This window comes from Avibacterium gallinarum (genome assembly GCF_002921135.1).
Taxonomy (GTDB): domain Bacteria; phylum Pseudomonadota; class Gammaproteobacteria; order Enterobacterales; family Pasteurellaceae; genus Avibacterium; species Avibacterium gallinarum.
In genome coordinates, this window is sequence record NZ_PQVJ01000018.1 from 43,644 (window position 1) to 62,062 (window position 18,419).

The window sequence follows — 18,419 nt, forward strand, 5'->3', positions numbered from 1 at the left end:
ATGTCAGAAACAGAAAAAAATCTTGAACAGCTCGCCAGCGAGTTTAAAAAAGCTACCGACCAAGTAAAAGGGTTAGGTGAAGAACTACAAGGTAAAATGGCGAACAACGAAAAAGGCTTAGAGGGCTTAAAAGCGCAAGTTGATGAAGCCTTAACTTCAATGAACGAAGCGAAAAGCCGATTAGATGAGTTAGAGCAAAAAGCCGCTCGTCGTGGTGGAGCCAATGAGACCGCTGAAAAATCCTTAGTAGAACAGTTAATGGAATCAGACAGTTTCCAAAAATTTATGCAAGATCCACGCAAAGGCAATTCCGCCCATTTATCCGTAAAAGCCACCATTACCAGTGCGACGACGAATACGGCAGGTGCAGCAGGAGCATTAATCCCTGAGCATAAATTACCGGGTGTGTTAACCCCACCCGATCAGGCACTCACTATTCGCGACTTGTTAGCCAAAGGCACAACGCAAAGTAACTCCATCACCTACATTCGTGAAACCGGCTTTACCAATGGGGCGGCGTATCAAGTGAATGAGGGGGATAAAAAAGCCCAATCCGATATTAAATTTGACGAAGTAACGCTGGGGGTTAAAACCATTGCCCATTATATGAAAGCCTCTCGTCAAATTTTAGACGATGCACCAATGTTACAAAGCTACATTAACGGTCGCTTAATTTATGGCTTAAAGCTGTTTGAAGATCGCCAATTATTAAACGGAGATGGGTCAAGTGGTGCCTTACACGGGATTTTACCGCAAGCTACTGCGTTTGCAGATCCCGCAAAATTGGCGACCTACACCATCATTGATCAACTGCGATTAGCACAATTACAAGCCTTAATTGCAGAATATCCAGCCACAGGCTATGTGCTTAACCCTATCGATTGGACAAAAATTGAGTTGGAAAAAGACGGTATGGGGCGTAACATTATTGGCAATCCACAAGGTACCGCACAGCCAACTTTATGGGGCTTACCGGTGGTGCAAACACAAGCAATGAACGCAGGCACTTTCTTGACTGGGGCATTTAGTCTCGGTGCACAAGTGTTTGACCGTCAGGCTTCAGCCATCGCCATTGCAACGGAAAACGAAGATGACTTTGTGCGCAACTTAGTGACCATTTTGGCGGAAGAGCGTTTAGCCCTTGCGGTATATCGTCCAGAGGCCTTTATCAAAGGCACACTTGCCGCGAAAACGAAATAACCCTTAACACCGCACAACTCAAGTGCGGTGCTTTTTTTGGAGATTTTTACCAATGCTTATCTCGCTTGAGCTTATCAAACAACATTGCCGTATTGATCATAACGAGGAAAATACCCTCTTAACCCAATATGAAACCGCCGCGCAAACCTACCTTGAAAGCCAACTTGGGCGCAAACTCTATCTAGATAGTGTGCCTGAAGAAGAGTCAATGGGACTTGTGGCAAATGCGGCAATTAAACAGGCAATGCTAATGACCATTGCCCACTGGTATGAACATCGAGAAAGCGTTGTAGTAGGTATAACCTCTAAAGAAATTGAGCAAGGTGTTTGGCGGCTGATACAACCTTACCGATTAATGGGGGTGTAAATGCAAATTGGCAAACTGCGTCATCGTATCAAGATACAGCAGCAAATCAACACCCAAAACGACTACGGCGCATTGGTTGCGCAGTGGCAAGACGTTGTCAGATGTTGGGCGGAAGTCAAACCTTTAACGGGGAAAGAATATTTTTCCGCGCAACAGGTGCAGTCGGAAGTTACCGTGCAAATTTGGTTACGTTATCGGGCAGGTATTACACCCACAATGCGAGTCGTTTTTGGTGAGCGACATTTTGAAATCGTCGAAGTGCTGAATTACCAAGGACGAAGCACCGCATTGCAATTACTGTGTAAGGAAAAAGTCAATGGCTAGCACAGTCAAAGTGGAAGGATTAAGGGCGTTGTCGGCGGCAATGAAAGAACTCGGCCGAAAAGCAAGTAACCGTATTGCCGTTAAAGCAATGCGAAAAGGTGGGGCGATTGTACGCGACAAAGCACGCAATAATGCCCCAACCTTAAAAGAGAAAGTGCCGCACCGACGTGCAGGTACATTAAAAAAAGCCATTCAATCCAAAACCAAAATTGGACGAAATGGCAAAACTAACACCTATATTGGTGTAAAAAAGCTTTCGGGTAAGCAAATCGAAAAATTTAAAGCCAAAACACAGAAAGGTGGGGCGTATAACCCTAACGATCCGTATTATTGGCGATTTGTTGAGTTCGGCACATCAAAAATGCCGGCACGCCCTTTCTTGCGTACTGCCTTTGAGCAAACGAAAGACCAAGCCGCTAATGCCATTATTACTACCTTACGAGAGGAAATCTTAAGGGAAGGAAACAAATGATCCAACACGACTTATTTAACGCCCTGTCGCCTTTGGTTGCAGGGCGTTGTTTTTATGAAGTGATCCCTGATACCAATACGACCTATCCCGTCATTGTGTATCAATTCCCCACCATCACCCCAAATTCTGCCCTAGAAGATGGGGATTTAGATGATTACCAAGTGCAAATCGACATTTACAGCAATCAAGTGGATGACATCTTTAACTTGCGCGAAGCATTGTTTGAAGCGATAGAAGATGAATTTGATTTTGCCGAACGCATTTCGGATTTTAGTGATTATGAACCCGATACCAAGCTACACCGCCGTGTAGTGACGTATCAAATAGCTTATGGAGAATAACTTATGGCCACACAAACCACCCCATTTCAGGGGACAAAATTTTATATCGGCAAGGGCGTTGAAGCGGAAAAAAGTATCACCGCGTGCGAAATTACTCCTAATGCCAAAATCACCGTAGCCAATAGCGGTTACAAAAAGGGGGATTTGCTCCGCATTACTGGGCTTGGCTCGTTAGACGGCTATTACCCAGTGAAAGAAGTGCAAACCAACGACATCCTTTTTGCCGATGAAGTGAATTGGGCGGGACAAGATAAGCCAACTAGCTTTACCAACGCCAAAGTGGCGCGTGTAACCTGGTCTTCCAACTTCTGTGCCATCAAAAACATTGAAAAAGACGGCGACACGCTTTCGGAAGAAGATGTTACCACGATGTGTAGCGAAGGCACTGAAACCGAACCGGGCGATATTGAGTTTGGTAACGTCAAACTCACATTCTTTTGGGCACCCGCTACCGCAATGCAAGCGGATTTGCGTAAGAAGTTCTACGGCAAAGAAACGTTCCCTTATTTGATTGTGTTCAAAAATAATCAAGGATCGCTTTACGGCACAGGCTTTATCCAAACCAGCACCAACATTAGCGGTGAGGTCAAAGGCAAGTTTGAATCAGGCGTAACCATTAAACAATCCAAACGTGATTATTTATTACCAGTCGCATAATCCACCACCGCACGATAAAAAGTGCGGTGTTTTTTATAAACATTTTAAGGAAATCAACAAATGAAAGGTACAAGAGATTTATTATTGGCTACCAAACCTAAACTCAAAAAAATTGAGATTGACGGCGCAGACTATTTTATTCGCGAATTAACCGTGGGTGAAGTGAATGAACAAATTTACGGTCAACAGCACCGTTTAATGCGAATTGCTAAAGAGCAAGGCATTGAGTTGAACTTAGAGAATGAAGAGGAACTCACTAAGCAATTGACGCAAATCTATGATCCTTATGCGTTATCCCGAACCTTAGCAATGCGTTTGTGCGATGAGCAAGGGAAAAATCTGTTTGAACCGAATAACAACGCCGATTTAGAGGCGCTTTCTCAGCTAGATAATGACATCTTTAAGAAATTAACCGATGCCATTAAGAGTGAGGAAGAGACAAAAAACTCACCGCCCGACGCAAGTTCCAATTAACCCTCTCCCTTGCGTTGGGCAAAACGCTATCAGAAATCGAATCAATGCCAGAGCGCCACTTGCAAGAATATGAACAATTCTACCAAGAACAACCGTTCGGCTTGTGGCGTGAAGATTATCGCACCGCACAAATTGCCTATCTTTTAGCGGCGATTAACAGCGATCCGAAAAAAGACAGCCCAAAACTCACCGAGTTTATGCCGTTTTTTGCTAACCAAAGTGCGGTGGAAAATAACCAAGATTTTGATGATGGTAGCGAGATGTTTTTGGCTCAAAGATAAAACAAACCCCGAAGCGTTTGCAGCACTTCGGGGTTTTCATTCCTAATAATCCATACTTAAAAGGAATAATTTATATGCAGGATTATAGCAGTATTAGTAATGTAATCAAACTTATTTTAGGTTTCTTCGTGGGAGGAAATATGAGCGAACAAGGTGCAGATAAAGCAGGGAAAGATATTGCGACTGGATTACGTTTTCTCTTTAAAAGCTGTGGATTAGCAATATGTATAGGTGTCATTTTATGGCTGTTGCCTGATTTAATCACTGCGATCCGTTGGTGGTGATGTGATCTCTATCACTTTAAAACTCGCCTGATTTTGGTATGATTAACTCCTATTTTTTAGTTTAGGAGTTAATTATGAAAAAATTAGTATTAATTGGATTGGTTAGTGCGGTATTGGCGGGGTGTGCAACTAATTTGACTCAAGAACAAATTGCCGCCGCGGATTACGGCAATTATCCAGCTAACTATCAAAATATAGTCAAATCCTATTATGAGGAAGTTGCAAAAGATCCAGATAGCTTAAAATATAAAGAAATCACAAAACCAGCTCGAGTTTGGATAAAGGATTTTGGCACATATAAATTCGGTTATCTAACGTGTGTGACATTGAATGGTAAAAATTCGTATGGAGCATATACAGGTTATAAGACCCAAGCACTTTTAATAAAGGATGATGTAGTTATTCACAATATTCAAGATGTGATAGCACATAATTCAATGCGAAATACGACTTTTTGCTCTAAGAAATAACTATATTATTATCACAAACCCTGTTGACCTCAACGGGGTTTTCTTTTATATTAACCTCATAGGTGTCGTAACCTTAAAACAGGCGGTAATCCGCAACCGAAATCCAATGCGGTTTTTTTGTATCTAGAATTTGGTGTTTCTCCTTTTCTCAGCCAAATTTAGTAAACGAAAAACGGTATATTTGCTCAATGTCGAGAGGGTGAGGAATACAATACCTTCGGGGAATAACTCCAGCCATCCTGTTTTGGCTTTCGAACCTCTCGGCACCAACCATATTCATTATGAATATAGTTGATAATTTCGAAAAATATAAACAGGAGATGGATTATGTCTAATCTAATTTCAACTCAAACACTTCAATTTCACAATCAATCTTTAGTTACTTTTGAACAAAACGGTACATACTACACTGCAATGAAACCGATTTGTGAAAATATTGGACTGCAATGGGAATCTCAATTTAATCGTATTAAACGTGATGATGTTTTAAAGTCAACTGTTCTTATCATAAGAATGGTTGCCGAAGATGGGAAAGAACGCCAAATGCTCTGCCTCCCAATCCAATACCTTAACGGCTGGTTATTTGGCATTGATGTAAAACGTGTGAAACCTGAAATCAGAGAAACCTTGATTACATACAAAAGAGAATGCTATCAGGCGTTGTTTGATTATTGGAATAAAGGCAAGGCAGAAAGATCGCAAACCACAGTTGATGATCGCACAGGTTTACGCGATGCAGTCAATATGCTAGTGAGCAAAAAAGGTTTAATCTACTCTGACGCTTATCAGCTAATCCATCAACGCTTTAATGTAAATCACATTGACGAATTAAGTAGAGAGCAACTACCGCAAGCGGTGGAATATGCTCACAAAATTATCTTAGAAGGTGAATTGATTATTCCAGAAAAACAAGAATATATTTCCATTGGGCTTAATACCGCCCAAGCTTTAGTGAAATTTCATCGTCTCGCGGTCGCCAAAGCCCAAAAAGCGGAAACAGCATTGCGACAAATTCACCAAATAATGGGCTATGAGCCTTACGTCCGCAATGATTTAGCGGCAGGGCTTTTTGACATTCACCACGAATTTACGGTTTGGCTCAATGATTTTGAACAAGCAGTAACCGCAGCAACAATGCCAAAATTAGGCTATGTGAAATAAATTTCACAAAAAATCACCGCACTTTAGTTTAAGTGCGGTTGCAGGAGAATCAAATGAAACGAAATTGGGAGCTTATCCGCAAAATTTTGTTCAAATTGGCACTTACGTCATTAGACAATGGAGGCATAAAAGGCTTTCCGCCCGCGGTGGTGGAATATCACTACCTATTGTTGAAGCAATCACAATTAATTGATTCTCAACATAAGCTAACGTGGCAAGGACACGAGTTTCTCGACAAAATCCGAAATGATACCGCGTGGAATAAAATTAAACAAACCATTAAAACCAAAGGGATTGATTTATCTTTTGAGGCAATCAAATTAGCAGGAAAAAGTTTATTGTTTTCTTTATTGAAATAGCTTGACTGCCAGTGGGGATTTGGTAGATTGGAAAATAAAATTTAGGAGGGAATATGTCAGATCTAATGTTTTTTATTCGGGGATTACTACGTTTTTCTTGGTCGCTGATTATCTTGCCTCTACTTTTTTTGATACCAATAGGTTTATTTATCGCAGGAATGATTTATTTTGATATTAGCATTCCTTGGTGGGGGGCTTTAATTATCGCCTTTTTCTTAAGTGCTATAATTAATGGATTTAAAGCCCCACAAAATAAATAAATCCCTTTATACGATTATAAAACCTTGCTCTTATAGCAAGGTTTTTTTATGGAGAAAAGTTTATGTCAGGTTCACTTGGTGGTCTTAATATTTATCTAGGGTTAAACACCTTAGACTTTGAAAAAGCATTAAATAGCTCAGATTACAAAACACAGAAGTTCACAAAACAGCTACAGGTCAACTTTGAAAATGCCCAACAGCGTGTAAAAACCTTTTCGGAACGTACCACAAAATATTTAAACAATATCGAAAAAGCCGCTAATTCCATTAATAATTCCACAAAATGGCAGCTGGTTGAAACCGCTACTCGAGTATTGGGCGGTTCAGCAAAAAATGCAGCGCAACAAATTATTAAATTAGCCGATGCGCATACTGAATTAAAAAACCGTATTAAGTTAGTAACGGAAGATAGTGTAAGCGAAGCAAAGGCCATTCAGGCAGTTTATGATATTTCGTCAAAAACCTTTCAATCTGCGGATGCAACAGCACAGGTCTACACTAAATTTGCAAGCAGCGCAAAAGAGCTTGGGATTGCTCAAAGTGAGGTGGCTCGCCTAACGGAAACGGTAAATAAAACCATTGCCTTATCGGGGGTGAGCGCAGCTTCTGCCGAGGCGGGGCTTTTGCAGTTTAGCCAAGCTTTAGATAAAGGGCGGTTAAATGGTCAAGAATTATCTTCGGTAATGACGCAAACGCCAGCCTTAGCGAAAGCGATCGCCGATGGTTTAGGTGTGCCAGTTGGCGCATTAAAAGAGTTGGGTGAAAAAGGCGTTTTAACCACTGATGTTATCATCAAAGCATTACAAAAAATGGGGGTTGAAATTGACCGTTTATTTAGTGCGAATGATACAACCTTATCGGGCGCTTTTGTTAATTTAAATAACGCCGCGCAAAAATGGGTGGGTGAACTCAATCAAGGGCTGGTGAGTACAAAATCCATCGCAGATGTGGTGAATACCATTGCGAATAATTTTGATACGTTAGCGGAAAGGGCGGGGCAATTCGCGTTAGTGGGAGGATACTTTTTAGCGCGCCCAAAAATCCAACAACTCGCTGAATATCAAAAATCGCTAAAAATTGCAAAAGAAAAACAAATTGTAGAGCGTGAGGCGGCGAAAACCTTATCACTCACGACACAAGCGAACTATGAAAAAGCGCGCTCTGAATATAACCTTGCACAAGCTGAAGTGCAGAATATCGCTTACGCCAAGCAACAAATTGTGGTGGAACGCGAATTATTGGTTGCTCGCTTAAAAAGTGCGACAACGCAAGAACAGCGTGCGGCGTTAACCTCCCAAATATTGAGTCTTCGACAGCAAGAACTTGCGATGACAAAATTGCAAAAAGCGGCAGAAGAACAGGTTATTGCTGTAAAGCAAGGCGTTAAAGTCGCGTATATGGAAAACGCGGTCGCACAAAGTGCATATCAAGCGGGCTTAATTAAATCAAGCGCGTTGATGAATGTTTACCGCGGTGTTGTGCGGGGAGTAACCGCGGAACTTCAAATGATGAAAGCGGCATTTTTATCCAATCCGCTTATGTTGGGAATAACCGCACTTACCGTCGTTGCCTCGTTTGCGGGGTATTGGTTCGCTACCGCAGATGCCACAGATGAAGCAACGCAAAAAGCCAAAGATTATGTGCAATCGGTTGATGCAAGTAAAGCTGCATTAGAAAAAATGTCTGCGGCGGCATTGCAAAAACAACTGAAAGACCTTGAAGAAAGCAAAGCGGCATTTAACAAAAAAATTGAGGAGCAAAAGAAAAAGGCAGCGGAATTACAGAAACAACTTGAGGAACTCAATAAAGGGGAAATGCTTAACTATGGTGCAGACTCTCTTTATTCGTTTGCAAGTAATGCGGAAAAGGTGAAAAAAGTTCAGGGCGAGTTAATCGACCTCAACGCAGATTTGGATCAGTCAATGCGGGATTTAGATGCGACTAATGAACGCTATAACGCTACCCGGGAACATTACAATCAACTTTTGGGCATTGGCTCAAGTAAAACCCCAGATGTCACCGATAAAACCTTTTTATTTAGCAAATCATTGGACGAGTTGGGTATCTCCGCAGAAGACGCGAAGAATAAATTGCAGTCTTTGTTTTCAATGTTTGCAGGACAAGGGATTTTGGCATTCCAACAAGGCGATAAAATTGTAGGATATGCCAATGATAAACTGCAAGAAGACCTCAACAAGTTAGCTGCGGATAAAGTGCGCGCGGGCTTAAAAGGAAAAGCGTTGTATAAGCACGATGCGGAGCAAGCAGCAAAAAATAAAGGCTATCAAGGCGAAGCGAAAGATAAGTTCGTTGATGCCTATGTAAGTGCGGAGTTAGCCAAAGAGAGCAATAGAAGATCGGGCGGAAGTAAAAAATCAAAGACTGATTACGTCAAGCAGTACACTGATCAACTTACCCAAATGCAACAACGCTTGGCGGAGCTAAAAGCCAATGCAAGTGATATAGCTCTTTATGGTGAACCCAGCCAATATCAAGAAGTGAATAAACTCACTCAAGATATTGCAGTCAATGCTGAAAAATATAAGCATTTTGGGTCGGAAGGTCTTGCTAAGTTAAAAGCGATGGCGGAGCAAATTGACAAGGCACAGCAAGCAGTTAATATCGCACAATTTAAGTACAGCAATAAAGAAAAACTTGATGCAATGGAATTTGAGCTTGAGTTATTAGGCAAAAGCCGTCAAGAACAAGAATTATTGCGTTATGGCAACCAACTTGATACGGAAGCAGCCCGTTTAAAAATTGGAATGTCTAAAGAAAACATTGCGAAGCTTGATGAAGAAATTGCCAAACTAAAAGAACGCTATGCCCTTATCCTAGAGCAAAAAGAAAAAGCCAAAAGTGATCCCGTGCTAGGCATCAAGAAAGGCTGGGAAACAATTAAAGCCGATGTTACCGACGTAGCTAAAAATATGGAAAACATCACCGTAAACGCCTTTAATGGGATGTCAGACGCACTAACGGAATTGGCGATGACTGGAAAAGCCAATTTTGGTGATCTTGCTCGGTCAATCATCAAAGATATTGTTCAAATGACAATCCGAATGGCAATGTTTAAAGCGATTTCTTCTGCCTTTGGTGGTTTTTCAGGGGGCGGAGAGGTAACCGCACCTACTCAACACTGGAAAGGCGGTTTGGTTGGCTTTGATACGGGTGGTTTTACAGGACTAGGTGGCAAATATACTCCCGCTGGCATTGTACATAAAGGCGAGTATGTCATCACCAAAGAAGCGACAAGCCGTATTGGGTTAGATTATCTTAACTACCTCAACTATGGTGGAGCTTTCGCGGGTCGCCGTGGTTTTGCTAATGGTGGCGGTGTGGCTGTGCCGAAAGTACCAGTGATTGGACAGCGAGCCAATAACAGCACGCAAAACATCACCGTCAAAGTGATCAACCAAGGCGAACCTGTGCAAGCGGAAGTCAGCACGAAGCAAAAAGGCGATCAACTTGAAATCACCCTTGAGCTGATGAAAACCATTGCACGTAATGAGGCAAACCAAGTTATTCAAACCAATTTCCGCGCAGGAGGCGCATTTAGCTAATGGAAACCTTTAAATGGTGCATCCGTCCAGAATTTACCGTGGAAAACTCGCCTAAAGTCAATGAGATTGAGTTTGGCGATGGTTACACCCAACGGCAGTCTCGGGCGATCAATAATTTATTGCGGGTTTATCCTGTGGTGGTGAAAGTGCGAAATAAAGTGCGGTTGGAAGTGGATGAATTTTTGGCTCGGCATAAAGGTGTCGAGCCTTTTTATTTCCACGACCCATTCACTAACAGTCGTAAAAAAGTCGTGTGTAGCAAGTGGCCCGCAAAAATGGGCAAAACCTACACGGAATTTAGCTGTGAATTTAGAGAGGTTCCGTAATCACAGCAGGCTTGCTATTTCTTGGATAGTGCAGGTATCAAGAAATTCAGCAAGTAAATCCTCGAGTATTTCTGTTTCAACCTCATTGCAATTTATGACTTCTAATTTGTCTGTAAGTTTTGATAAAAGCACTTCAGCGCTTGCTTGATTAGCTAGATTGTGTGAGATGAGATAGCGTTTAAATTTGCTTTTCATAGTGTTGCTCCTTTGTTGTTTGTCTGGCAGACACTATAAAAAACTTTGTAAATTATGGCGATTAGCGAAATTAATTTTCTCGATCGTGATCGCAAAATTAAAATTAAGCCGCTCTATTTTGAGCGGTTTTTTATTGGAGAGATAAAATGCCCCAACAAATCCCTACCCAAATGAAACTTGAGTTAAGCAAGCTCGAACAGAACGCAATGATTGAACTGTTTGAAGTCGATTTGCGAAACCTAAAAGACAAAGACGGAATGAATGGTGAATTATTCCGTTTTTATGCAGGTACAAATGAAATGATGCAGCCGATTGTGTGGCAAGGACACACCTATGAAGCCTTTGGCGTAAAAGCCAGTGGGTTTGCACTATCTGGTCAAGGTCCAAGTAACCGCCCAGAATTAACGCTTGCCAATATCAACGGCTTTATCACAGGGCTTGTGCAACGCTTTGATCAGTGTTTAGGCGGCATTGTTCGCCGCCGTCAGGTCTATATGCAGTATTTAGACGCGGTGAACTTTACCGATGGCAACAAACAAGCAGACCCAAGCCAAGAAGTGTTGAGTTATTTTGTGATTGAACAGTTATCTACGCTCAAACGAGATGTGGCAGTGTTTACGCTTGCGTTACCCACCGAAACGGATAATGCGTTGATTTCCGCTCGTACTATCACGGTGCAATGTGGCTGGCTCTATCGCTCCGCCGAATGTGGCTACACAGGTGGCCCAGTAGCTGATGAAAAAGACCAACCTACTCGAGATAAAAACAAAGACAAGTGCAGCGGCTTAATTAGTGGCTGTAAGTTGCGTAACAATCTACGCAACTACGGGGGATTTGTATCGGTGGATAAGCTGGGGTAATAAATGATTGAGCAGTTAAAACAAACTATTTTGGCGTATGCCAAAGCCCAAGAGCCGCACGAATGTTGCGGTTTCGTTGTTTTAAAGGGTGATGAAACGGTTTTTGTGCCTTGTGAAAATCAGGCAGAAGACAAAGAAAACCATTTCGAGATTTCGCCCGAAGATTTTTTGCGGGCAAATTCTTTGGGAAAAATCACCGCACTTGTGCATTCGCACCCTGGCGGAGAACCGGTGCTATCGCTGTTAGACCGCCAAACCCAACTGGCGGCAGACGTGGATTTTTGGCTCGTGTGCGGTGATGAAATCCATATCTTCCCCAAAATCCCACCGTTGCTTGGGCGTGAGTTTAATCACGGTGTAATGGATTGCTACACGCTGTTTCGGGATTTTTATTATTTGGCAGGTGCAGATTTTCCCGATTTTGAACGAGATGATTATTGGTGGGAAGACGGTTTAAGTCTCTATCTCGATAATATGAGCAAGCACGGCTTTGAAAGGTTGACTGATGAAAGTGCGGTGCAAATTGGTGATGTGATTTTAATGCAGGTGGGGGCAGATGTGCCAAATCACGCCGCGATTTATCTCGGCGAACAAATGGTGTTACACCATAGCCCGCGCCGCTTATCAAAACGGGATTTATACGATGGATATTGGTTTAAACATACACATAGTATTTGGAGATTTACGCAATGGTCAACGTTAGATTTTACGGTGCCCTTAAACAGTTTGGCACTGCATTTAAGTTAGAGGCGGAGACGCCTGCGGAGTGTATTAAAGCCCTCACTTCACAAATCCCTAAGCTACGTGAGTTTATCCAAAAAGGTTTATTTACCGTGCGCATCGGGCGTGAATATCTTGATAATCGCTATCTTGAGAAAGGCTTGTTTTACAAGCTCAAAGCAGGAATGACGGTGCATATTACACCGGTGCTGAAAGGGTCGAAAAAGGCAGGATTATTTCAAACTATTTTGGGTGCGGTATTAATCGTTGTGGGGGCTATCACTTACGCCTACGGCGGACAAGCCTTAATTTCAGCTGGGCTTGGGTTAATGATTAGCGGGGTGGCACAAATGCTAACAAAACAACCCTCAATGCAGAACCCAAATGACGCGGAGAAAAAACAATCCACGGCATTTTCCAATCGTGCAAATATGATTGCACAAGGTCGAATGGTGCCATTGGCTTATGGTCGCATACTCACAGGCTCAATGGTGATTTCACAAGGTGTAAGAACGATTGATGTAGAAGTGTATAAGACGCAAGAACGCGAAGTGGGATTTAGAAAAGGTCGATTGTAAGGAGTAGTTATGGGTAAAGGTGGTGGTGGCGGTCATACGCCCGTTGAAGCACCAGAAAGTGGTCGCTCAAAGCAGTTAGTCAATATCGTTGAGATTATTTCGGAAGGGGAAATTCAAGGTTTGGTAGATGGCGTGAAATCCGTATTTTTAGATAAAACGCCAATCCAAGCGAGCGATGACAGCTACAATTTTAACAACGTGGACGCCCAAGGGCGCATTGGTGTGCAAGACCAAGACATAATGGAGGGGTTTAACACGTCAGAAAAAGAAGTGGCAGTCAGCGCACAGGTACGCAAAACCGTGCCGATTACTCGTACTATTACGGATAGCAAAGTTTCTCGTCTGCGCTTAACGCTTGGTGTGCAATCCTTATTTTCACAAAATGATGAGGGTGACACTAATGGCACGCGTGTTGAATTGCGCGTAACCATTGGTGAACGTATTTATCCTGTGGTGATTGACGGCAAATACAGCTCACAATACTTACGCCAGTTTGAGTACGGCGATTTGCCTCCCGTGCCATTTCAAGTGCGGGTTGAGCGTTTAACTGACGATAGCAAAAGCCAACGTTTACAAAATAACACGTTATGGTCAAGCTACACAGAAATCATCGAAACGCAGTTTACTTATCCCAATACCGCACTTGTGGGTATCCAGTTTGACTCAGAGTATTTTGGTTCAATCCCAAATCGCAACTACGAAATCTACGGCATTAAACTCAAAGTGCCAAGTAATTATGACCCAATTAACCGCACTTATAATGGGTTATGGGACGGTACATTTAAAGTTGCGTGGTCAAATAACCCTGCGTGGGTGTTGTACGATTTGATGACCAACAAGCGTTACGGCTTAGGTCAACGATTGGGCGAGTTTAGCGTAGATAAATGGACGCTTTACCAAGTGGCCCAGTATTGCGACCAGCTTGTGCCTGATGGCTTTGGCGGTCAAGAGCCACGTTTTACCTGTAATGCGTGGCTTGTTGAGCAACGTAAAGCCTATGATGTGATTAATGACATTTGCTCAATTTTCCGTGCAATGCCGGTGTGGAATGGACGTGAATTTACTGTGGTAATGGATAGACCTGCTGACCCCGTGTGGACGTACACCAACGCTAACGTAGTGGGTGGCGAATTTAGCTATCAATATTCCGCACTTAAGGCACGTCATAACGAAATCCACGTTGAATATATTGATGCTTCAGACAGCTACGAGAAAAAAGTAGAGGTGGTATCGGATGATGATCTTATCCGCCGTTATGGGCTAAATATCAAAAAAGTCACTGCTTTTGGTTGTACCTCTCGCGGACAGGCGCACCGTACGGGAAAATGGATTTTAGAAACCGAACGATTAGAGACTAAAACCGTAACTTTTAGCGTGGGCGCAGAAGGTTTAATGCATATCCCTGGTGATATTATTCGCGTGGCAGACAGTGATTATGCTGCGACGAATATCGGTGGACGTGTCTTAGCGATTGAGGGGCGTAAAGCCATTTTAGACCGTGAGATTACAATCTCGGGTAAAAGTTATTTGACCTATATCAACGCAGAGGGTAAACACAAAGACATTCGCATTTTGGGTGTCGCCAATGGTAATCAGGCGGTGTTAGAGGCAATGCCAGAAGATTTAACGCCTTACACGGTTTGGTCGCTTACTACGCAACAAATCAATGTGCAGTTGTTTAAATGCCTCTCAATTAGCGAAGAGGAAAAAGGCAAATACACCATTGTTGCATTGCAACACGAACCACAAAAAGAAGCGATTGTGGATAATGGCGCGGTATTTGAACCCCGAGAAACCACACTCGCCACAAGCGGTTTGCGCAAAGTGGATAATGTGCAGGTGCAAGCAAATAGTGAGGGGATTGAGTTAAGTTTTGATGCCATTGTACAAAATAGCGCGATGGTGAAATATCAAATCAAACTCTATCGTGATGGCAAGTTTTACAAGCTGTATGACAATTTAACCTCGCCAAAAATCACCTTTGTGGATTTACCAGATGGGGAGTACATTGCTGAAGTCCGCGCCAAAAATGCCCAAGGGCAACTCTCTGACCCTGTAACCAAAACCTTTACCGTGCGTTTGGCGGTGAGCGAATTAGTCACTGTGCCAAAAATGTTTGCCATTGAGCTAAACTGGCGTAACCCCATTTTTGCGAACCCAAAAACCGCCATTGAAATTTGGGTAAGTAGTGATAATCAATTTGCCAATGCACGCAAACTCGTAAGCCTTGCCTACCCTACAAACAGCTACACCTACTCAGGATTGAGCCTTAACGATCGCTTTTGGTTCTGGGTGCGAATGGTTGATGGCGATAATGCGGGGCGATTTACTGATGCGGTAGAAGGGCAACCAAGCCAAGACGCTACCGCACTTACTGATTATTTGCACGGTCAAATTACGAAAAGCGAGCTTGGTCAAAGTCTGATTGATAGCTTGCAAGCGGATATTAAAAGTGCGGTGGAAAATGAGGCAGGATTGCGCAAATCTGCTGTTGCCAATGCAATGGCGCAAATTATGGCGGAGTCTCAAGCACGCACAAAAGCGATCCAAGATGAAGCAAAAGCGCGAACATCCGCACTCAATGCGGAAGTAACCAATCGCACAAAAGCAATCCAGTCCGAAAGTGCAAAATTAACTGCCAAAATCCAAGCAGAAGCAAATGCTCGGGGGACGGCTATTTCGCAGTTACAAAATACTGATGCTCAACAAGCGCAAAAAATTACGGCTTTGACTGCCAAAGCCGAACAAGCCTTATCAGGATTGGAAGCAGAAAAAGTAGCAAGAGCAAAAGGCGATGAAGCAGAAGCGCGGCAACGCACTGCTCTTACATCAAGAGTGGCAAGTGCAGAAAGTGGATTGTCCAATCTACAACGCACAATCAGCACGCAAGCACAAAGCCTGTCTGAAGTAAGCCAAAACCTTAATGCAAGATTTGATAATTTGCAGATTGGTGGGCGAAATTTATTGTTTGGCACAGGAGATTTATCTAAGTATCGACAATATCACACAAGAGGGCAAATAACCGAACAATCTGACTACGTCCACCTCGAAGTTAATGAGAGCGGCAATAGTGGTATTTATAACTCAACGAAATCAACTCATAGTTTAGAACAAGGCGATAAGGCTGTATTGAGCTTTGATTATCGTACAAATATGCCAAACTTAAATTACACCTATGTGCTATCAGATGATGTTGGCAACTGGGCAATTCGACCAATAATTACGGTCATCAATGATGATGAATGGCACAAAGCAATTGTTGTATTTATCGCACCGCGAGAATTAACTAATATCAGAGCTTTAATTGGCGGCAGTAATGTTGCTGTTGGCTCATATTTAGATATTAAAAATGTCAAATTGGAAAAAGGCACAGTCGCCACAGACTGGACACCTGCACCGGAAGATTTAGAAAGTGCGGTGGAGGCAGTAAGTGCGGAGCTGACTAGTTACAAATCTACGCAAGCCACAAAAGAGCAAACAACAGCTCAACAAATTAACGGTTTAACCACAAGAATGGCTACAGCTGAAAGCGGTATCTCTCGTGTGGAAAAAGCCGTCTCAGATAATCGCTCATCAACTGCCACGCAACTTAATCAACTTACAGCGAACTTGAATAAAGCCAATAGTCAAATCGCGGAAGAAAAGTCTGCTAGAGTCAGTGGGGATAAGGCTAACTCAGATAAAATCACCGCGTTAACTAGCCGTGTAAGTAATGCCGAATCTGGTATCACTAATATCCAATCGACAAAAGCTAATAAAACCGAAGTGGCAAGCCTTGCTCGCACAACGCTGCAAAGCGAGTGGCGGAACGATATGAAAACTGAGGTGGATAACATCAAAGTTGGCGGGCGGAATGTGCTTATTGATAGTGAGTACAAAACTAAAGCTATTTTTGGCAACTCTGCAAATGTTCGAATTTATCAATCTATCTTTGCTAATCGTAACCTAACTCGCTTAACCTTTCTTGGAAATACTGAATATAGCAGTATGGGGATTATTCAGACGATTGCAAATCAAAGATCCCATATTATTAAGGGTAAAACTTATACTCTTAGCTTAAATATACAAGGGACGGCAGATATTCGGCGGACGGGGCTGAATTATGTTTACTTGATGCGCAATGATGGAGAGAATTTTTCTCTCCCCAAAATCCCCGTAACGGCTAGTTTGTCCGCTAGACCAACTTTGACATTTACGGCGCCGTGGACATCTAGCGAAGTATATTTATTAATTGGCGTACAGGGTACTTTTAATGCCAATGAATGGCTTGCTTTCCACAGCGTCAAGCTCGAACTCGGCACCATTGCCACCGACTGGACACCTGCACCTGAAGATTTAGAAAGTGCGGTAGATGCGGTGAGTGCAAAAGTTGATAGTACGCGAGAAACCCTAACTCGAGCCAATCAAGCCCTTGGGCAACGTATTGATACCGTAACTGCATCTGTCAATGATGCTAAAGCACAAATCTCTACGGTAAGCAGAGCTGTTGCGACAACAGACGGCAAGCTATCTGCTACTCACACCATCAAAACGCAAACTATTGCAGGCGGTCGTAAAGCGATTGCCGGCATTGCGCTAGGTGCATCAGGTGATAACCGCACAGCAGAAAGCAGTGTGATTGTAATGGCAGATAAGTTTGGCGTGGTGAAAAATGCCAGTGATGGTAATGTAGTGCCGATGTTATCTGTTGTGAATAACCGTGTTGCGGTTAATGGCGATTTAATCGCGGATGGCACAATCCTTGGTAAGCATATTCGGGCGAATCAGACTCTGACATCACCGAATATTAATGGAGGCAGGTTGAATATCGGAAATGGTAATTTTATTGTTGATAGTAACGGTAATGTTACGGCAAAAAAAGGTACTTTTAGTGGCACTCTCAGTGGAGCAACTGGTACATTTAAAGGGGATATATCTGCAGCTAGCGGTACGTTTAGAGGTAAAATTTATGCAGAGAATATTATTGATGATGCAGCTCAAGCATTTACGTTGCAACATGGGAAACCTTTAACAATACCTGCTTTTGGTAAAAAACGGGTTATTCTTATTCCAGCTTGTTTTTGCGAATTAAGAGTTGGGACAGCTTCAGGTAGTGCTGCTGCAACTATTCGAGCATCAGCCTCGGTTACAATTAGTAGTTCGGCTGGTGGTCGTGTATCAGGGAGTGGGTCGGCACGAGGAAGTGGTGCATCAGGATCAATATTTGTAGCTGGTTTTTTTGTTGTAAATGCTAATACTGCGACTATAATTAATTATACTTCATCCGTGTCAGGCTCGGGGTGGGTTTCTTGCCCAGATATACCAATTATTGCAATCTGTTAATCACAATCACAAAAGGAAGTTCACTATGAATAAATTAATTTTTACTCTATTAGTAACAAGCTTATTGTCCGCTTGCTCAACTCAACACCCTATTGACTACACAACTAAACCAGTGTTTTGTTACCAATTATCACCACAAGATATGCAACCTGGTAAGAATTGCATTGGTTCAGGTGGACATAATTAATTCATACGGCCCGCAAAA

21 protein-coding genes are annotated in these 18,419 nt (G+C 42.7%); 20 read left to right on the forward strand and 1 reads right to left on the reverse strand.

Going from position 1 to position 18,419, the window contains the following annotated elements; all coding sequences use genetic code 11:
• The 15 genes from C3007_RS07175 to C3007_RS07245 all read left to right on the forward strand — a co-directional run bounded on the left by C3007_RS07175 (position 1) and on the right by C3007_RS07245 (position 10,539).
• On the forward strand, positions 1-1,200 hold the full coding sequence (locus tag C3007_RS07175) for a phage major capsid protein (RefSeq protein WP_103853799.1): 1,200 nt from the start codon (positions 1-3) through the stop codon (positions 1,198-1,200).
• 52 nt (positions 1,201-1,252) lie between these two features.
• Complete coding sequence (locus C3007_RS07180) at positions 1,253-1,567, forward strand: head-tail connector protein (protein ID WP_103853800.1); 315 nt, start codon at positions 1,253-1,255, stop codon at positions 1,565-1,567.
• Positions 1,568-1,891: a phage head closure protein gene (locus C3007_RS07185; protein ID WP_103853801.1), complete on the forward strand. Its 324-nt coding sequence runs from the start codon at positions 1,568-1,570 to the stop codon at positions 1,889-1,891. It abuts the gene before it with no gap.
• Positions 1,884-2,363 carry an HK97-gp10 family putative phage morphogenesis protein gene (locus tag C3007_RS07190; protein WP_103853802.1) on the forward strand — a complete coding sequence of 160 codons (480 nt, stop codon included), beginning with the start codon at positions 1,884-1,886 and terminating at the stop codon, positions 2,361-2,363. Before C3007_RS07185 ends, C3007_RS07190 begins: the two co-directional genes overlap by 8 nt.
• On the forward strand, positions 2,360-2,704 hold the full coding sequence (locus C3007_RS07195; RefSeq protein WP_103853803.1) for a DUF3168 domain-containing protein: 345 nt from the start codon (positions 2,360-2,362) through the stop codon (positions 2,702-2,704). The genes C3007_RS07190 and C3007_RS07195 overlap by 4 nt, the downstream gene beginning before the upstream one ends.
• Before the next feature lie 3 nt (positions 2,705-2,707).
• Positions 2,708-3,361, forward strand: coding sequence for a phage tail protein (locus tag C3007_RS07200; protein ID WP_103853804.1), 654 nt, complete (start codon positions 2,708-2,710; stop codon positions 3,359-3,361).
• A gap of 60 nt (positions 3,362-3,421) precedes the next feature.
• Positions 3,422-3,835, forward strand: a complete 414-nt coding sequence (locus C3007_RS07205; RefSeq protein WP_103853805.1) for a hypothetical protein — start codon at positions 3,422-3,424, stop codon at positions 3,833-3,835.
• Positions 3,836-3,849: 14 nt separating this feature from the next.
• Positions 3,850-4,116 carry a phage tail assembly protein T gene (locus C3007_RS07210; protein WP_423716525.1) on the forward strand — a complete coding sequence of 89 codons (267 nt, stop codon included), beginning with the start codon at positions 3,850-3,852 and terminating at the stop codon, positions 4,114-4,116.
• Between the two features lie 74 nt (positions 4,117-4,190).
• Entirely contained in the window at positions 4,191-4,400 is a 210-nt protein-coding gene (locus C3007_RS07215) for a hypothetical protein (protein ID WP_103853807.1), read from the forward strand.
• 74 nt (positions 4,401-4,474) lie between these two features.
• Positions 4,475-4,870, forward strand: a complete 396-nt coding sequence (locus tag C3007_RS07220; protein WP_103853808.1) for a hypothetical protein — start codon at positions 4,475-4,477, stop codon at positions 4,868-4,870.
• Between the two features lie 327 nt (positions 4,871-5,197).
• The gene (locus C3007_RS07225) at positions 5,198-6,031 is read left to right on the forward strand and encodes a phage antirepressor N-terminal domain-containing protein (protein ID WP_103853809.1); all 834 of its coding nucleotides are present in this window, start codon (positions 5,198-5,200) and stop codon (positions 6,029-6,031) included.
• A 53-nt stretch (positions 6,032-6,084) separates the two neighbouring features.
• Entirely contained in the window at positions 6,085-6,390 is a 306-nt protein-coding gene (locus tag C3007_RS07230) for a DUF2513 domain-containing protein (protein WP_103853810.1), read from the forward strand.
• A 53-nt stretch (positions 6,391-6,443) separates the two neighbouring features.
• Positions 6,444-6,650: a hypothetical protein gene (locus C3007_RS07235; protein WP_103853811.1), complete on the forward strand. Its 207-nt coding sequence runs from the start codon at positions 6,444-6,446 to the stop codon at positions 6,648-6,650.
• Positions 6,651-6,712: 62 nt separating this feature from the next.
• Positions 6,713-10,213 carry a phage tail tape measure protein gene (locus C3007_RS07240; protein ID WP_103853812.1) on the forward strand — a complete coding sequence of 1,167 codons (3,501 nt, stop codon included), beginning with the start codon at positions 6,713-6,715 and terminating at the stop codon, positions 10,211-10,213.
• On the forward strand, positions 10,213-10,539 hold the full coding sequence (locus C3007_RS07245; protein ID WP_103853813.1) for a phage tail protein: 327 nt from the start codon (positions 10,213-10,215) through the stop codon (positions 10,537-10,539). The genes C3007_RS07240 and C3007_RS07245 overlap by 1 nt, the downstream gene beginning before the upstream one ends.
• On the opposite strand, the gene C3007_RS07250 is transcribed toward C3007_RS07245, so the two are convergent.
• Positions 10,540-10,734 (reverse strand): hypothetical protein, encoded by a 195-nt coding sequence (locus C3007_RS07250; RefSeq protein ID WP_103853814.1) that lies wholly within the window; start codon positions 10,732-10,734, stop codon positions 10,540-10,542.
• Positions 10,735-10,880: 146 nt separating this feature from the next.
• Between C3007_RS07250 and C3007_RS07255 the strand changes: the two genes are divergently transcribed.
• The 5 genes from C3007_RS07255 to C3007_RS11550 are packed head-to-tail and all read left to right on the forward strand — an operon-like array spanning position 10,881 to position 18,401.
• Positions 10,881-11,594 carry a phage minor tail protein L gene (locus tag C3007_RS07255; RefSeq protein WP_103853815.1) on the forward strand — a complete coding sequence of 238 codons (714 nt, stop codon included), beginning with the start codon at positions 10,881-10,883 and terminating at the stop codon, positions 11,592-11,594.
• 3 nt (positions 11,595-11,597) lie between these two features.
• Positions 11,598-12,341, forward strand: a complete 744-nt coding sequence (locus C3007_RS07260; protein WP_103853816.1) for a C40 family peptidase — start codon at positions 11,598-11,600, stop codon at positions 12,339-12,341.
• Entirely contained in the window at positions 12,284-12,892 is a 609-nt protein-coding gene (locus tag C3007_RS07265) for a tail assembly protein (protein ID WP_103853822.1), read from the forward strand. Before C3007_RS07260 ends, C3007_RS07265 begins: the two co-directional genes overlap by 58 nt.
• 9 nt (positions 12,893-12,901) lie before the next feature.
• A complete protein-coding gene (gene gpJ, locus C3007_RS07270; protein ID WP_103853817.1) occupies positions 12,902-18,214 on the forward strand; it encodes a TipJ family phage tail tip protein in 5,313 nt (1,770 codons plus the stop codon).
• A gap of 25 nt (positions 18,215-18,239) precedes the next feature.
• A complete protein-coding gene (locus tag C3007_RS11550) occupies positions 18,240-18,401 on the forward strand; it encodes a hypothetical protein (RefSeq protein WP_165779964.1) in 162 nt (53 codons plus the stop codon).
• Positions 18,402-18,419 lie beyond the last annotated feature (18 nt).

What these genes read in the sequence shown, in the direction of transcription:
- gpJ (WP_103853817.1), top strand. Translation starts at nt 12,902, where the DNA reads ATGGGTAAAGGTGGTGGTGGCGGTCATACGCCCGTTGAAGCACCAGAA.
- C3007_RS07255 (WP_103853815.1), top strand. Translation starts at nt 10,881, where the DNA reads ATGCCCCAACAAATCCCTACCCAAATGAAACTTGAGTTAAGCAAGCTC.
- C3007_RS11550 (WP_165779964.1), top strand. Translation starts at nt 18,240, where the DNA reads ATGAATAAATTAATTTTTACTCTATTAGTAACAAGCTTATTGTCCGCT.
- C3007_RS07265 (WP_103853822.1), top strand. Translation starts at nt 12,284, where the DNA reads ATGGTCAACGTTAGATTTTACGGTGCCCTTAAACAGTTTGGCACTGCA.
- C3007_RS07200 (WP_103853804.1), top strand. Translation starts at nt 2,708, where the DNA reads ATGGCCACACAAACCACCCCATTTCAGGGGACAAAATTTTATATCGGC.
- C3007_RS07205 (WP_103853805.1), top strand. Translation starts at nt 3,422, where the DNA reads ATGAAAGGTACAAGAGATTTATTATTGGCTACCAAACCTAAACTCAAA.
- C3007_RS07235 (WP_103853811.1), top strand. Translation starts at nt 6,444, where the DNA reads ATGTCAGATCTAATGTTTTTTATTCGGGGATTACTACGTTTTTCTTGG.
- C3007_RS07250 (WP_103853814.1), bottom strand. Translation starts at nt 10,734, where the DNA reads ATGAAAAGCAAATTTAAACGCTATCTCATCTCACACAATCTAGCTAAT.
- C3007_RS07220 (WP_103853808.1), top strand. Translation starts at nt 4,475, where the DNA reads ATGAAAAAATTAGTATTAATTGGATTGGTTAGTGCGGTATTGGCGGGG.
- C3007_RS07225 (WP_103853809.1), top strand. Translation starts at nt 5,198, where the DNA reads ATGTCTAATCTAATTTCAACTCAAACACTTCAATTTCACAATCAATCT.
- C3007_RS07175 (WP_103853799.1), top strand. Translation starts at nt 1, where the DNA reads ATGTCAGAAACAGAAAAAAATCTTGAACAGCTCGCCAGCGAGTTTAAA.
- C3007_RS07245 (WP_103853813.1), top strand. Translation starts at nt 10,213, where the DNA reads ATGGAAACCTTTAAATGGTGCATCCGTCCAGAATTTACCGTGGAAAAC.
- C3007_RS07190 (WP_103853802.1), top strand. Translation starts at nt 1,884, where the DNA reads ATGGCTAGCACAGTCAAAGTGGAAGGATTAAGGGCGTTGTCGGCGGCA.
- C3007_RS07180 (WP_103853800.1), top strand. Translation starts at nt 1,253, where the DNA reads ATGCTTATCTCGCTTGAGCTTATCAAACAACATTGCCGTATTGATCAT.
- C3007_RS07230 (WP_103853810.1), top strand. Translation starts at nt 6,085, where the DNA reads ATGAAACGAAATTGGGAGCTTATCCGCAAAATTTTGTTCAAATTGGCA.
- C3007_RS07195 (WP_103853803.1), top strand. Translation starts at nt 2,360, where the DNA reads ATGATCCAACACGACTTATTTAACGCCCTGTCGCCTTTGGTTGCAGGG.
- C3007_RS07240 (WP_103853812.1), top strand. Translation starts at nt 6,713, where the DNA reads ATGTCAGGTTCACTTGGTGGTCTTAATATTTATCTAGGGTTAAACACC.
- C3007_RS07185 (WP_103853801.1), top strand. Translation starts at nt 1,568, where the DNA reads ATGCAAATTGGCAAACTGCGTCATCGTATCAAGATACAGCAGCAAATC.
- C3007_RS07260 (WP_103853816.1), top strand. Translation starts at nt 11,598, where the DNA reads ATGATTGAGCAGTTAAAACAAACTATTTTGGCGTATGCCAAAGCCCAA.
- C3007_RS07215 (WP_103853807.1), top strand. Translation starts at nt 4,191, where the DNA reads ATGCAGGATTATAGCAGTATTAGTAATGTAATCAAACTTATTTTAGGT.